The sequence below is a fragment of the Aquitalea sp. ASV15 genome, from assembly GCF_016429115.1.
GTDB lineage: Bacteria > Pseudomonadota > Gammaproteobacteria > Burkholderiales > Chromobacteriaceae > Aquitalea > Aquitalea magnusonii.
Window position 1 is genome coordinate 20,318 of the sequence record NZ_JAELTZ010000003.1, and the last position, 13,583, is coordinate 33,900.

Below are 13,583 nucleotides of genomic sequence, written 5' to 3' on the forward strand. Positions count from 1 at the left end.
ACTGCTGTTTTGGAGTAGTGCAATGAATACTGCAAAGGTTTTGCCACAAGATATGGCCAGTAATGAAGGCTCCGGTCTGGTCAAGGCCGCCATTTCGGGTTGGTTGGGTACGGCGCTGGAGTTTATGGATTTTCAGCTCTATTCACTTGGTGCGGCACTGGTATTCCATGAAATATTCTTTTATGGCCAGAGCAAGGCCATGGTGTTGATTCTGGCGATGGGTACTTATGGTGCTGGCTATCTGGCTCGTATCGCCGGTGCTTTTGTGTTTGGCCGTATGGGGGACGCCATTGGTCGAAAGAAAGTGCTGTTCATCACCATCACCATGATGGGTGTGTGTACCACACTGATTGGTGTACTGCCGACCTATGCACAAATTGGCATCATGGCCCCGGTTTTGCTGGTGGTGCTACGTATCATCCAAGGACTGGGGGCGGGGGCGGAAATATCCGGTGCGGGGACCATGCTGGCTGAATTTGCCCCGGCGGGACGGCGTGGAATCATTTCCTCTCTGGTGGCCATGGGCACCAATTGCGGTACCTTGGCCGCCACCGGTATCTGGGCATTGGTGTTTTATAGTCTGGATCGTCAGCAATTGATGGAGTGGGGTTGGCGCCTTCCCTTTCTGAGCAGTGTTGTGGTCATGATCTTTGCCATCTGGTTGCGGGTGAATCTGAAGGAAAGTCCGGTATTTGTGCAAGAAAAAGCAAAGTCACTGGCTACGGCGGTGACTGCTGAGGGTGTGGTGGAGAATGGCAGTTTCTGCGCCATGTTCCGTAGCCGCTCCTTCTGGATTGCAACCGGCTTGCGTTTTGGTCAGGCGGGTAACTCGGGCCTGATTCAGACTTTCCTGACCGGTTACCTGGTGCAGACATTGTTATTTGATAAAAGCATTCCTACTGATGCCTTGATGATCAGCTCGGTCATCGGTTTTCTCAGTATTCCCCTGCTGGGGTGGCTATCTGATCAATTCGGTCGGCGCCTGCCTTATATTGTGTTGAATGTGCTGGCCATTCTCCTGGCTTTCCCATTGCTGTCGGTGGTGATGGAGCCAGATCATGGGGTTGCGCTAATCATGGTGTGCATTATCGTGATTCATAATATTGCGGTATTGGGCTTGTTTGCCTTGGAAAACATCACGCTGGCCGAGTTGTTTGGAGCGCGTCAGCGTTTTACCCGGATGGCCATTTCCAAGGAAACCGGTGGCCTGGTGGCTGTTGGTTTCGGCCCCTTGCTGGCCGGCATTTTCTGTCATCTCAGCGGTAGCTGGTGGCCGATTGCGGTGATGGTGATGGTTTATTCTGCCATCGGTTTGTTTGCCGCATTGCTGATGCCGGAAGTAAAGGACCGGGATTTGAACCTGCTATCGGATGCCGCAGAGCTGGGCAGCAGGGGCTAACAGCTTGTCCGGCTGTTTTGTCGCACCATTCTTTTGCCGTGGGTAAGGTCATGAGTCAGCCGATTTCGACAGCCGCAGTACCTCAGCCTGGCTATGCGCGTCAGGGTTTGCGTCCGCGGCTTTTGCATCTGGGGTGTGGGGCATTTCATCGCGCCCATCAGGCGGTTTATGCCGAAGAGCTGGCCAACAAGCACCGCAGTGACTGGGGATATGTGGAAGTCAGCCTGTCTGATGCCAGCGGCAGCATTGCGGCACTCAAGCAGCAGGACTTGTTGTATTCGGTGTCGGACATGGATGCACAGGGCTGGCATTGCCGCGTGATCGGCGTGGTGTGTCAGGCCCTGTCCTTGCCTGACGATGGCCTGGCGGCGGTGCTGGAGGCCCTGGCGCAGCCGGATCTGGCCATTGTCACGCTGACCATTACCGAGAAGGGCTATTGCCATCTGCCGGCCTCGGGGCAGTTGCAGCCGGATCACCCGGCCATTCTGCATGATCTGGCCAGTCCCTGGCAGCCACAATCAGCCCCTGGCCTGTTGTTGGCGGGTCTGCGTCTGCGCCGTCAGCGCGGTTTGCCGGCATTTGCCGTGTTGTCCTGCGACAATATGCCGGCCAATGGTGCGATTACCCGCCAGGTATTGTGGCAATTGGCGGCCTTGCAAGGCGACAGGGAGATGGCGGACTGGGTGGCACAGCAGCTGGCCTGTCCGTCCAGCATGGTGGATTGTATTGTGCCCATGGTCAGCGCGCAGACCCGCAGCCATATCCGGGCGCTGCTGGGCGGGGTGGATGATCCGGCCGGGGTGGCGTGCGAGCCATTCCGGCAATGGGTGATTGAAGATCATTTTCCGCAGGGCCGGCCGGCATGGGAGAAGGTGGGGGCGCAGCTGGTTGCCGATGTGCGGCCATTCGAGGAAATGAAGCTGCGCATGCTGAATGGCAGCCATTCTTTTCTGGCTTATCTGGGTTATCTGGCGGGCTATGTCCATATCAGCGATTGCATGCAGGATGCCGCGCTGCTGGCTTTGACACGCCACCTGATGCTGCATGAGCAAGCCGTGACGCTGGAGCATTGCCCGCTGCCGGCCGCGGATTATGCGGCCAGTTTGTTGCAGCGTTTTCAGAACCCGGCCTTGCAGCATCGAACCTGGCAGATCGCCATGGATGGAACGCAAAAACTGCCACAGCGCATGCTGGACCCTATCCGTGTCCATCTGGCACGGGGGAGCCGGTTTGATTGCCTGGCATTGGGGCTGGCCGCATGGATGTGCTACGTCTCGGGCAAGGATGAGCAAGGCCGGCCGATTGATGTGCGTGATCCGCTGGCGGCGGACATCGCAGCGCGGCTGGCAAAGTGTGACTCTGCCATGTCCCAAGTGCAGGCTTTGCTGCAACTGGAGCAGGTGTTCGGTACCGACCTGCCGCGTCATGCGCAGTTTGTTGCCGCGCTGACCCATGATGTCCAGCTATTGCAGCAGCATGGCGCCAAGGCTTGCATTGCCCGTTTGTGCGCAAAAATCGATCGTGCGTTTTCTCAGCCGGGATACGATGTCGCCGCCGGCCTTGCTGATTGAGCAGCACACCCAGATTGTCAGCGCCTGGCAGACAAGGGATGCCGCTGCCGGTGAAGCGGCCATGACGGCACATGTGCAGGAGATCGGCCGCTCGGTGCTGGAGCTGTCGCGGCATATTCAGGACTGGTTTGTCCTTTATAGCGTGCGCTGCGCGCTGCGCCGATAAAAAAAGCCCCGCCAACTATCGTTGACGGGGCTTTTTGTCTGGCACTCACTGGTGCCATGACGCTTTAGTGCAATACCAGCAGCGTGAACGGCGGCAGGTAGGCCATGGCGGTGACGACCAGGCCAACCAGGCAGGCCAGGGCCAGCGAGTGGAAGAACACATAGCGCAGGATCACGCCTTCCTTGCCGTAGTACTGGGTGGCTGTGGAGGCTACCACGATGGACTGGGCATCGATCATCTTGCCCATCACACCACCGGCCGAGTTGGCGGCAGTCATCAGTACCGGCGACAGGCCCAGCTGGGTGGCCGATGCCTTTTGCAGACCGCCAAACAATACGTTGGCTGCGGTGTCCGAACCGGTCAGTGCCACGCCCAGCCAGCCCAGCAAGGTGCCGAAGAAGGGGTAGAGCACGCCAGTGTGCGAGAAGGCCAGACCCAGGGTGATGTCCACGCCGGAGTAGCGGGTCAGGTAGCCCAGTGCCAGCATGGCCACGATGGTGATCAGCGAGTAACGCAGCGACCAGAAGGTCTGGCCATAAATCTTGACCAGCTCGCTCGGGCGGTAGCCCATGAGCAGGCCGGACAGGATGCCAGCCACCAGAATGCCGGTACCGGTGGTAGACAGCAGGTTCAGCTTGTAGACAGCAGCTTCCAGGTGCGGCTTGGCCACCACCGGCGGCATCTTCTGTACCAGGTTATGCAGGCCCGGCCACTGGATATCCAGGGTGAAGATGGCATCCAGTGCCTTTTTCACGCTGGGCGAGCCCCAGGCGAAAACCAGTACCGACAGGATCAGCCACGGCAGCCAGGCGCGGATCACGTCGCCGGTGCTGTAGCCATGCTTGGCTTGCAGGCCGGTGTTGCCGGCAGCTTCGGCAGCTGCGCCGGCCATGGTGCCGGCGGTGGAGGTGTACACCTCCTTCGGGTGCCATACCTTGAGGAAGAATACCAGTGCCGCAATGGAGCAGACCGAGGCAATCACCGCCACCAGTTCCGGCCCCATGGTGTTGGAGACAATCAGCTGCGGAATGGCGAAGGACAGACCGGCCACCAAGGCGGCAGGCCAGATGCGCAGGGTGTTCTTCCAGCCGCAGAAGGCAATCAGCAGCCAGAACGGCACGATGACGGCGAAGATAGTCATCTGGCGACCCACCATGGAGGAAATCAGCATCACATCGATGCCGGTGACCTTGGCCAGGGTGGTGATCGGGGTGCCCAGTGCGCCGTAGGCAACCGGTGCGGTATTGGCGATCAGCGACAGGCCGGATGCGGCCAGCGGCGAGAAGCCCAGGCCGATCAGCATGGCGCCGGTTACCGCAACCGGGGTGCCGAAGCCACCAGCACCTTCAAAGAAGGCGCCGAAGCAGAAGGCGATCAGCAACAGTTGCAGGCGACGGTCCTGCGTCACGCCGGTAATGCTCTCGCGCAGGATGGCAAACTGGCCTTTGCGTTCGGTCAGCTGGTACAGGAAGATCACGTTGAGAATGATCCAGCCAATGGGCAGCAGGCCATTGGCCGCCCCCATCAGGGTGGCGCTGACTGCCATGCTGCCGGGCATGCCGAAGATGCCGATGGCGACCACCAGCGAGGTGATCAAGCCCATCAGGGCGGCGATGTGTGCCTTGATATGAAAAATGCCGAGTGCGCCCAGCAGCACGATGACCGGCAGCGCTGCGCACAGCGTAGACAGCCACGGGTTGCCCAGTGGGTCGTAGACATGGGACCACATAATGGTTCTCTCCAATGATTGTTGGCGTTGATCGGGCTGTGCGTCGCGGCGGACGGGCCCGTTATCGAGCGTTCCGCCTGTTTTTGTACTGGTGGCGGATGCTGCAACTGTAGTGATTGCGCATCAAAACGTCATTTAGGGCTTGCCCTTGCGGGTTTACCCTTTATCGGCATGGCGGGAGCCGGTCGCAGCCGCCCTAAAACCGGGGCGTCGTGTCGGGGGCAGGCTGGTGTTCGGCAGGCAGTGGTGCGGCTGCGCCGGCTTCATCGCGCAGGCGGAAATAGGCAACACGCTGTTGCAGTGCTGTGCTGTGTTGCAGCATTTCGCGGGAAAGTGTGGCCATGTTCAGCGATTCTTCGGCATTTTGTACCGATGAATTGCTCAGCTGGTTCAGTGACTGCGAAATCTGGCCAATGCCCAGGCTCTGCTCTTTGCTGCTGTTGGTGATGTGTTCGATCAGGCGCTGGGTCTGGACGATGGTTTGCTCCAGTGTGCCCATGGCGCTGTCGGCATGCTGGGCGCGCTGCATGGTCTGGTGTGACAGCTGCTGGATTTCCAGGGCCACATCCTTGCTGCGCTGGGCCAGTTTGCGCACTTCCTGTGCCACGACGGCAAAACCTTTGCCGTGCTCGCCGGCGCGGGCGGCTTCAATACTGGCGTTCAAGGCCAGCAAATCCGTCTGGTAGACAATATCGTCGATCTGATCGATGCAATTGATGATGTGATGCAGTGCCTGCAGGGTGTTTTCTACCAGCAGGCGACCCTCGCGGCTGGCCTCTACCGCAATGCCGGATTGGTGTTCGGTTTCCTGCACACTGTGCATGGTGGCGTCCAGCATGGAGGAGAACTGCTGCAAGGTGGTGGCGATTTCCTCCAGATGGGCTGCTTCGCTGCTGGTTTGATCGCCGATATGGCTGGCCGCATGTTCGACGCGGCCGGAGAGGGCTGTCATGTCATGGGCCGTTTGCCGGATCCCCTGCATCACCCGGCTCAGGCGGCTGATCATGCTGTCCAGCACCCCGCTCATGCTGTTCGGGTCGGCCTGTTGCAGCCGGGTGTGCCACAAGCCCTCGGCCAGCTCACTGATATGCTGGCGGGTTTGTAGCGGCTCGGCCCCCAGCAGGGCAATCAGCTGGCGGTAGCTCCGGCGCAGCAGCAGGGCGACGACCAGTACGGTCGTCATCAGTGCCAGCCCCAGCAATAGCCAGTTGCGCAGATTGCTGTTGTCGGCTTCGCTTTCCAGCTGGGTCTGGTATTGCTGCGCCAGTGAAACGGCTTTGTCGATGGCCTGGCGGTGCTGTGCATACGCCTGCTGCATATTGGCAAAAACGGCAGCCGCCTTGCCGGTTTGCTGTTTTTGCAGGGCGGGTATCAGCTGCTGATCGAGCAGGACAAAGAATTCCCGCCCATATTGCTGTGCCTGGCCAATGAGTGCATCACGCAGCGGAATGGGCAGGGCCTGTTGTTGCCAGTATTGGTAGCGCTGATTGAATGCCTGTTCGCAGCGCTGCAGCTGGCCGATGATGCTGGCCTGCTGTGCTGGTGGCGCCTGGCGCAACTGGTAGCTGAGCAAATTGGCCTCGATGATGTAGGACGGAGGGGGAAGAATGTCGGCAACCAGATCCTTGGCCAGAACAATGCGCTGATATTGCGCACCGCCAATGGTGATTTGCCGGATGAGCAGGGCAGCCCCCATGGCCACGCAGGCCAGTAAAGTTGCCAGGACCAGCGTGAGCCAGACAAAGCGCTGGCGCACCGAAAAAACACGGTGATGATCGAACATGAGATTTTCCCCGATGCGGGCACATGGCTGTCGCCTGGTCTGGTGACCGTGTGCTGTTGTTATCGGGCAGGAGGGACGGCAAACAGGCTGCCCATCCGCATTGCCCATTAACAGGCATAGCACATGCGAGGACGGCCTGACTGAAAAAGCCCAGTCTAAAGAACAGTTTAGCTTGAAGTTTGCTGGCGCTGGTGCAGTGGGTGATCACCACCCGCGGCCGGGATGTCGGATCGGCTCTGGCCTGTTGGGGAGGGAGCGGACGAGCCGGCTTGGTGCGGCCAGCAGGTCAGCCTGCTGGCCCCGGTCAAGCTGCGCTGGCGCCGACACGCTCGGGACCGGACAGGCGCAAGGTCGCCGCCTAGTTTGGGCGGCGCTTCTTGGTGGGTGTGCAAGGTTTCGCGCGCCAGGGGGAGACAAGGCGCAAACGGCCAGGGCTGCGGTGGCGTGAGTCGCTGCGCAGTGCACCGGCGTTTTAAGGCAAGATCAGCGACGCAGCACCGACGCTGACCAGCATCTTAGCCCAGTGGCAGCGCCATCAGGCCGGAAGCATCCAGCCGCAGGTAAGCCCCCTCGGTACCGTGCCAGTCGCGGATGACCCAGCGTTCGGCCTGGCGACTGCCTTGCTGGTGGCGGTGGGTGGCCGGGCGGTGGGTGTGGCCATGGATCAGCGTTGGCCAGTCGTACTGCTCCAGCAGTTCCAGCACGGCGCTGTCGGTCACGTCGGTGATGGCGCTCAGGCCTTGCTGCTGCTTGGCGGCCTCACTCTGCCTGCGTGCCTGCGCCGCGATGGCGTGGCGCTCGGCCAGTGGCCTGGCCAGCATGGCCGCTTGCCAGGCCGGATTGCGGCTCATGGCACGGAATTGCTGATAGGCGGTATCGGCCGTGCACAGGGCATCGCCGTGGCTGAGCAGATAGCGCTGGCCGTAGGCTTGCAGCAGGTAAGGATCTTCCAGTAGTACTGCACCGGAGCGCTGGCTAAAACCCTCGCCCAGCAAAAAATCGCGGTTGCCACGCATCACCTGCAGCGGGGTGTGGCGCGAGAACTGCTGCATGGCGGCCAGCAAGGGTTGCAAGAACGCGCTGTCATCGTCATCGCCCACCCAGTATTCGAACAGGTCGCCCAGAATGAACAGGCTGTCGATCTGTCCTTGCCATTGCTGCAAGGTCTTGGTGAACAGCTGGCAGAGTGCCGGGGTGTCTTCGCTCAGGTGCAGGTCGGAGATGAAGTGATGGCTCATGGTGGGTAGGCAGCGGCAAATGGCCAATGAAGGCGTTGGCTAAAGCAAAGCCAGCTGCCTTGCGGCGGCTGGCTGGCATGACAGGGCCCGGCAGGGGCGCCGGGCCGCCGTATCAGATGATTTCGGCTTTTTCCAGCACCACGGCTTCTACCGGTACATCCTGGTGGCCGCCGCTGCGACCGGTGCGTACGGTCTTGATGCGGTCAACCACATCCTGGCCTTCCACCACCTGGCCGAATACGGCGTAGCCCCAGCCCTGGGTGGTTTCGGATTTGAAGTCGAGGAAGTCGTTGTCGGCTACATTGATGAAGAACTGTGCCGAAGCGGAGTGCGGGTCCATGGTACGCGCCATGGCCACGGTGTAGGTCTTGTTGGAAATGCCGTTGTTGGCTTCGTTCTTGATCGGATCGCGGGTGTCCTTTTGCTTCATGTCGGCATCAAAACCGCCGCCCTGAATCATGAAACCGTTGATGACGCGATGGAAGATGGTGCCATCATAGTGGCCGCTCTTGACGTATTCTTCAAAGTTGGCTGCGGTAAGCGGAGCCTTGTCGCTGAACAGTTCCAGTACGATGTCGCCAAAATTGGTGGTCAGTTTGATCATGAGGGTCATCCTTGTGTCTGAAGCGAATGCTTGCTGATGTGGTGGTGTGCGGTCCGGGCCTGCCGGACCGCCTGGCGGCAGGTCAGGGCTTGACTACCACCTTCTGGATCACGATGGGCTCGAACGGCACGTCGTCCATGCCTTTCATGCTGCCGGTGTGGGTCTTGGCAATGCGGTTGACCACATCCATCCCCTTGCTTACCTTGCCGAACACGGCATAGCCGATGCCTTGCGGTGTCGGGTTCTTGTAATCAAGGAATTCATTATTGGCCACATTGATGAAAAACTGTGCCGTTGCCGAATTGGGGTCGGCGGTGCGTGCCATGGCAATGCTGCCGATGGTGTTTTTCAGGCCGTTGGCGGCTTCATTCGGAATGGGCGCATTGGTTTTCTTTTGTTCCAGTTTGCCGTCAAAGCCGCCACCCTGGATCATGAAACCGTCGATGATGCGGTGAAACACCGTACCGTTGTAAAAACCGGCCTTGGCATAGCTGACGAAGTTGGCCACGGTCTTGGGCGCCTTGGCCGAATCCAGGGTGATTTCGATCACGCCTTTGTTGGTGGTCATTTCCACTACCGGTGCAGCGTGTGCCAGCAAGGGCAAGGCGCACAGGGCAAGGCTGGAGAGCAGTTTTTTCATGGAGGTATCGAGTGCTATCGGCAGGAACAATGCCGAATTCTAGCACAGCAGCCGGCCGTGGCGACGACCGGCGCCAACAGCTGGCCAGCATGCTGGCCCCTGCTTCTGCCCAGGCTCTCAGATGCCGAAGCGCATCAGCTTGTCTTCGTCCTCGTTCTGCATGTGCTTGGGGGCACCCACGATCAGCGGATCGGCGGCATGGGCAACGCGCAGGTCCTTGTTGGGGTAGTCCAGGCTGGCTAGGAAATGGCGGATGCAGTTGAGACGGGCCCGCTTCTTGTCGTCCGATTTCACCACCACCCACGGTGCATCGCCGGTATTGGTGTGGAAGAACATGGCCTGCTTGGCGGCGGTGTAGTCGTCCCACTTGTCCAGCGACTGGATGTCGATGGGCGACAGTTTCCAGTGCTTGAGCGGGTCATCACGGCGCGAGATGAAGCGGCGCAGTTGTTCTTCGCGGCTGACCGAGAACCAGAACTTGAACAGGTGGATGCCACTGTTGACCAGCATGCGTTCCAGCTGCGGCGTCTGGCGCATGAATTCCAGGTATTCGTCCGGGGTGCAGAAGCCCATGACCCGTTCCACGCCGGCGCGGTTATACCAGGAGCGGTCGAAGAACACGATTTCACCGGAAGCCGGCAGATGTTCGATATAACGCTGGAAATACCATTGGGTGCGTTCGCGCTCGGACGGTTTCTCCAGCGCCACCACGCGGGCACCGCGCGGGTTGAGGTGTTCCATGTAGCGCTTGATGGTGCCGCCCTTGCCGGCGGCATCGCGCCCTTCAAACAGGATGACGATTTTCTGCCCGGTTTCCTTGACCCAGTTCTGTACCTTCAGCAGTTCGATCTGCAGTTCCAGTTTGATCTTTTCGTACTCGGTACGGCGCAGGCGGGTGCGGTAGGGATAGCTGGCCGGCAGCTCGGCCGTGGTGCTGTCCTCGCTGGTGCCGCGTGGAGCTTCGGCCACTTGCAGCGCCACCGGCTGCTGGCTGATGGTTTCGATGGCCTTGATCGATTCCTGATGTACGCGTTTTACATTGCTTTGACGGCTGCTGCTGCGAGCGGGCTTGCGGGCCGGCGCCGCTGTGTTGCTGACGGCCGTGTCGGTGAGGGGGGCGGGGGCTTCCGTGGGGACGGCAGGGGTGACGGGATCGGTATTTTTGTCTTGTGTCATGGTTTTCCCTCATGCTGAAGTGGTCATGAAATCATCCTACGCCTGTTGAATTGGGGTGTCGATATGCCTCCGCCATGGCCGGTGCCACCGTCGGAATGCGGCCGAAAAGCGTACATCGCTTGCATGGCAAGAGCGTGGCGTCGATGATGACAGGATGACCATGCTGCCGGTGTGCCAGAACCTGCCGGCCGTTCACCACAACAGAAAGCCGTCGCCATGTTCAGTCTGGGTTTCCGTCCCCGTGTCCTCGATACCCTGCAACACTACAATCGCCAGCTGCTGCGCGCTGACCTGATGGCGGGCCTGACGGTCGGCATTGTCGCCTTGCCGCTGGCGATGGCATTTGCCATGGCCAGCGGGGTGACGCCGCAGGCGGGTATCTTTACTGCGGTGATTGCCGGTTTCCTGGCGGCGGCGCTGGGTGGCAGCCGGCTGTCGGTCACCGGCCCCACCGGGGCCTTCATCGTCATCATTTACGGCATCGTGGCCAAGTATGGCGTGGCCAATCTGCTGATCTGCACCTTCATGTCCGGCGTGATGCTGGTGTTGATGGGGCTTTTCCGGCTGGGGCAGGTGATCCGCTTTTTTCCGCTACCGCTGATTACCGGTTTTACCAACGGTATCGCCGTGCTGATTTTCCTGACCCAGCTGAAGGATTTCTTCGGCCTGCCGGTGGACAAGATGCCGGCCGGTTTCTTTGCCGTGATGCAGGTCCTGCGTGAGCAGCTGGGCAATTTCCACTGGCCCACCTTGCTGCTGTCGGCAGCCAGCCTGCTACTTATCCTGTTGTGGCCGAAGCGGCTTAACCGGGTGTTGCCGGCACCCTTTGTGGCACTGGTGCTGGCCACGCTGCTCACCGCACTGTTCAGCCTGCCGGTGGCCACGCTGGGCAGCAAGTTCGGTGGCATTCCGCAAGGCCTGCCCAGCTTTGGCGGGCTGGACCTGGACCCGACCCATCTGTCCGACCTGCTGGCACCGGCCTTTACCATTGCCTTGCTGGGGGCCATCGAGTCGCTGCTGTGTGCGGTGGTGGCCGACAGCATGACGGCGGACAAGCACGACTCCAATCAGGAGCTGATCGGCCAGGGCATTGCCAATATGGTGGCACCGTTCTTTGGTGGCATTCCGGCGACCGGTGCCGTGGCGCGTACTGCCACCAATATCAGCAACGGCGGTAAAACCCCGGTGGCGGCCATGGTGCATGCCTTGCTGTTGCTGTTGATCCTGCTGGTGGCCGCTCCCTTGGCGGCCAGTATTCCGCTGGCGGTGCTGGCGGCCATCCTGATTGCGGTGGCGCTGAAAATGGGCGACTGGGATATCCGCAAGGCCTTCCAGTTTCCCAAGCGCGATACCGCAGTGCTGATTGTCACCTTTGTGCTGACCGTGGTGTTCGACCTGACCGTGGCAGTGCAGATCGGCCTGCTGATGGCGGCGGTGTTCTTTATCCGCAGCATGGCCAGCCATACCTCGGTCAACCGTCTGTTGCCGGAATATGCCCAGCTGTTCGAGCGCCACACCATTGCCGGCAAGCATGTGCCGGATGGCTGTGCGGCCTTTCGTGTGGAAGGGGCCTTGTTCTTCGGTGCAGCGGACAGTGTGGAAATCATCCACCAGCAAGCCGAGCAGGCGCGCGTCATCATTCTGCAATTGCACCGGCTGGTGCTGCTGGATACCACCGGCCTCTTGGCACTGGACAGTCTTAACGACAAGCTCAGGGCCCAGGGCAAGACGCTGATTCTGTGTGGTGCGGCGGATGAGGTGCTGGCCATGCTCAAGGGCTCGCGGCTGGCGGATGACCTGGGCGAAGATAATCTGCAGCCGGATCTGGCCGCCGCGCTATTGCGTGCGGAACAGTTGCTGACCCGTGGCGTGGTGTGGGGCTAGCCGCTGGCTTACAGCTGACCCTCTTCGCGCAGCACCTGTTGCAGGGCATCGAAGCAGCGCGCATCGATGGCCACATGCAGGTTCTGGCGCATGATGTCCAGTGTTTTGGCCACCGGCGTGGCCGGGTGGTAGGGGCGCTCGGCATTGATGGCGTCAAAAATGTCGGAGGTGGTGATGATGCGGGTTTCCAGGGTGATGGCGTCGCCGGCCAGGCCGCGCGGATAGCCCTTGCCATCCAGCCGCTCGTGGTGGGCGGCGGAAACATCGGCCAGCTCGGCAAACACCTGCATGCGGGCCAGGATGGCATGGGTGTAGCTGGCGTGTTTTTGCACCGCTGCCCATTCCTCGGCGTCCAGTTTGCCCGGTTTGTCCAGAATGCTGTTGCTCACTCCGAGCTTGCCCACGTCGTGTAGCAGGGCACCGCGCTTGAGCCAGCGGCGGCGCGCATCATCCAGGCCCAGGGTGGCGGCAATGCGGTCGGCATAGTGCCCGACGCGCTGGCTGTGGCCGGCGGTGAAGGGGCTTTTGGAGTCGACCACCTGGCCGAAGCCTTCGGCGATTTCATCCAGATAGTCCTCGTCCACTTCCACCTGGTGCTGGGCCGGTTCCAGTGCCAGTACCGCCTGATCGACGCTTGTGGATTCCAGCACCTGCCAGAAAGTTTCATCCTGCGCCACGCTGGCAAAGCAGGCCACCAGCTGCGGGTCGAACCAGCCGCCGGCGCGGCTGCGGATTTCCGCCAGTGCGCCGTCGCGGCCGTTGGTGATGTGAAACACATCGATTACCTGTGCCAGCAGCGCGATACGGGCATTGAGCGGAATGGCCTCGCCCTGCAGGCCCAGCGGGCGGCCGGAGCCATCCCAGTGTTCGTCCAGCGACTGGATGCCGCGTGCCACCTTTTCATTGAAACGCAGCTGGCGGGCAATATCGGCGCCACGGTGGCAGCGGGTGTGGATCAGTTCGTCGGCAATTTCCTTGCCATTGCGCATGATGTTGACGATGGAGGCCAGGCGGTCGGCCCAGCCGGCGTGACGGCCGGTATGGCTGAACACAAAGCCCAGCATCTGCGGCAGGCCCTGACCCACCCGCTTGAAGTCCTGCTTGAACTGGCGGTCGTCGGTGAGGTAGAGCGCGCTGATACGGGCGGCATTGCTGCTGCAGCCCAGGTCTTTCAGCAGGATGGCGTAGTACAGCTCCCACAGTGACTGGCTGTCCAGGCCGATGGCGCGGCCGATATGCATGCCTATCCAGCAGCTGCGCACGCAATGGCCTTCTGGCTGTCCCTCGGTGATGTCCAGCGCATAGCTGAGCGAGCCCAGTAGTTCGGCCAGTTTGAGTGAGGCGCCCATTGTGCGTGTCCTGTTTATAAAGCCTGACTGTACTGTAACTGGCG

The 13,583-nt window shown here is 60.6% G+C and carries 11 protein-coding genes; 4 read left to right on the top strand and 7 right to left on the bottom strand.

The features are described from left to right. Positions 1–22: 22 nt before the first annotated feature. The 3 genes from JHD64_RS01805 to JHD64_RS01815 are packed head-to-tail and all read left to right on the top strand — an operon-like array spanning position 23 to position 3,136. Entirely contained in the window at positions 23–1,399 is a 1,377-nt protein-coding gene (locus JHD64_RS01805) for an MFS transporter (protein ID WP_304506280.1), read from the top strand. A 50-nt stretch (positions 1,400–1,449) separates the two neighbouring features. Beyond that, positions 1,450–2,970, top strand: a complete 1,521-nt coding sequence (locus JHD64_RS01810; RefSeq protein ID WP_199052072.1) for a mannitol dehydrogenase family protein — start codon at positions 1,450–1,452, stop codon at positions 2,968–2,970. After that, positions 2,945–3,136: a hypothetical protein gene (locus tag JHD64_RS01815; RefSeq protein WP_199052073.1), complete on the top strand. Its 192-nt coding sequence runs from the start codon at positions 2,945–2,947 to the stop codon at positions 3,134–3,136. Before JHD64_RS01810 ends, JHD64_RS01815 begins: the two co-directional genes overlap by 26 nt. Before the next feature lie 64 nt (positions 3,137–3,200). Here the strand turns inward: JHD64_RS01815 and JHD64_RS01820 are convergent, their stop codons facing one another. The 6 genes from JHD64_RS01820 to ppk2 form a co-directional block, all read right to left on the bottom strand. Further along, positions 3,201–4,865, bottom strand: coding sequence for an L-lactate permease (locus tag JHD64_RS01820; protein ID WP_199052074.1), 1,665 nt, complete (start codon positions 4,863–4,865; stop codon positions 3,201–3,203). Positions 4,866–5,061: 196 nt separating this feature from the next. Continuing rightward, on the bottom strand, positions 5,062–6,648 hold the full coding sequence (locus tag JHD64_RS01825; protein WP_199052075.1) for a methyl-accepting chemotaxis protein: 1,587 nt from the start codon (positions 6,646–6,648) through the stop codon (positions 5,062–5,064). 515 nt (positions 6,649–7,163) lie between these two features. Continuing rightward, positions 7,164–7,886, bottom strand: coding sequence for a UDP-2,3-diacylglucosamine diphosphatase (locus JHD64_RS01830; RefSeq protein WP_199052076.1), 723 nt, complete (start codon positions 7,884–7,886; stop codon positions 7,164–7,166). Positions 7,887–7,998: 112 nt separating this feature from the next. Beyond that, a complete protein-coding gene (locus tag JHD64_RS01835) occupies positions 7,999–8,490 on the bottom strand; it encodes a peptidylprolyl isomerase (RefSeq protein ID WP_059286327.1) in 492 nt (163 codons plus the stop codon). 82 nt (positions 8,491–8,572) lie between these two features. Then, on the bottom strand, positions 8,573–9,130 hold the full coding sequence (locus JHD64_RS01840; RefSeq protein ID WP_059286320.1) for a peptidylprolyl isomerase: 558 nt from the start codon (positions 9,128–9,130) through the stop codon (positions 8,573–8,575). A gap of 117 nt (positions 9,131–9,247) precedes the next feature. Continuing rightward, positions 9,248–10,105, bottom strand: coding sequence for a polyphosphate kinase 2 (gene ppk2, locus JHD64_RS01845; RefSeq protein ID WP_199052149.1), 858 nt, complete (start codon positions 10,103–10,105; stop codon positions 9,248–9,250). A 417-nt stretch (positions 10,106–10,522) separates the two neighbouring features. Between ppk2 and JHD64_RS01850 the strand changes: the two genes are divergently transcribed. Further along, positions 10,523–12,190 (top strand): SulP family inorganic anion transporter, encoded by a 1,668-nt coding sequence (locus tag JHD64_RS01850; RefSeq protein WP_059286322.1) that lies wholly within the window; start codon positions 10,523–10,525, stop codon positions 12,188–12,190. An 8-nt stretch (positions 12,191–12,198) separates the two neighbouring features. Here the strand turns inward: JHD64_RS01850 and JHD64_RS01855 are convergent, their stop codons facing one another. Then, the gene (locus JHD64_RS01855; protein WP_199052077.1) at positions 12,199–13,539 is read right to left on the bottom strand and encodes an HD-GYP domain-containing protein; all 1,341 of its coding nucleotides are present in this window, start codon (positions 13,537–13,539) and stop codon (positions 12,199–12,201) included. Positions 13,540–13,583: the final 44 nt, after the last annotated feature.

Bases quoted from the DNA above. Each gene is read 5' to 3' on its own strand.
- JHD64_RS01835 (WP_059286327.1), bottom strand. From the start codon at position 8,490: ATGATCAAACTGACCACCAATTTTGGCGACATCGTACTGGAACTGTTC.
- JHD64_RS01810 (WP_199052072.1), top strand. From the start codon at position 1,450: ATGAGTCAGCCGATTTCGACAGCCGCAGTACCTCAGCCTGGCTATGCG.
- JHD64_RS01805 (WP_304506280.1), top strand. From the start codon at position 23: ATGAATACTGCAAAGGTTTTGCCACAAGATATGGCCAGTAATGAAGGC.
- JHD64_RS01850 (WP_059286322.1), top strand. From the start codon at position 10,523: ATGTTCAGTCTGGGTTTCCGTCCCCGTGTCCTCGATACCCTGCAACAC.
- JHD64_RS01830 (WP_199052076.1), bottom strand. From the start codon at position 7,886: ATGAGCCATCACTTCATCTCCGACCTGCACCTGAGCGAAGACACCCCG.
- JHD64_RS01840 (WP_059286320.1), bottom strand. From the start codon at position 9,130: ATGAAAAAACTGCTCTCCAGCCTTGCCCTGTGCGCCTTGCCCTTGCTG.
- JHD64_RS01815 (WP_199052073.1), top strand. From the start codon at position 2,945: ATGTCGCCGCCGGCCTTGCTGATTGAGCAGCACACCCAGATTGTCAGC.
- JHD64_RS01820 (WP_199052074.1), bottom strand. From the start codon at position 4,865: ATGTGGTCCCATGTCTACGACCCACTGGGCAACCCGTGGCTGTCTACG.
- JHD64_RS01855 (WP_199052077.1), bottom strand. From the start codon at position 13,539: ATGGGCGCCTCACTCAAACTGGCCGAACTACTGGGCTCGCTCAGCTAT.
- JHD64_RS01825 (WP_199052075.1), bottom strand. From the start codon at position 6,648: ATGTTCGATCATCACCGTGTTTTTTCGGTGCGCCAGCGCTTTGTCTGG.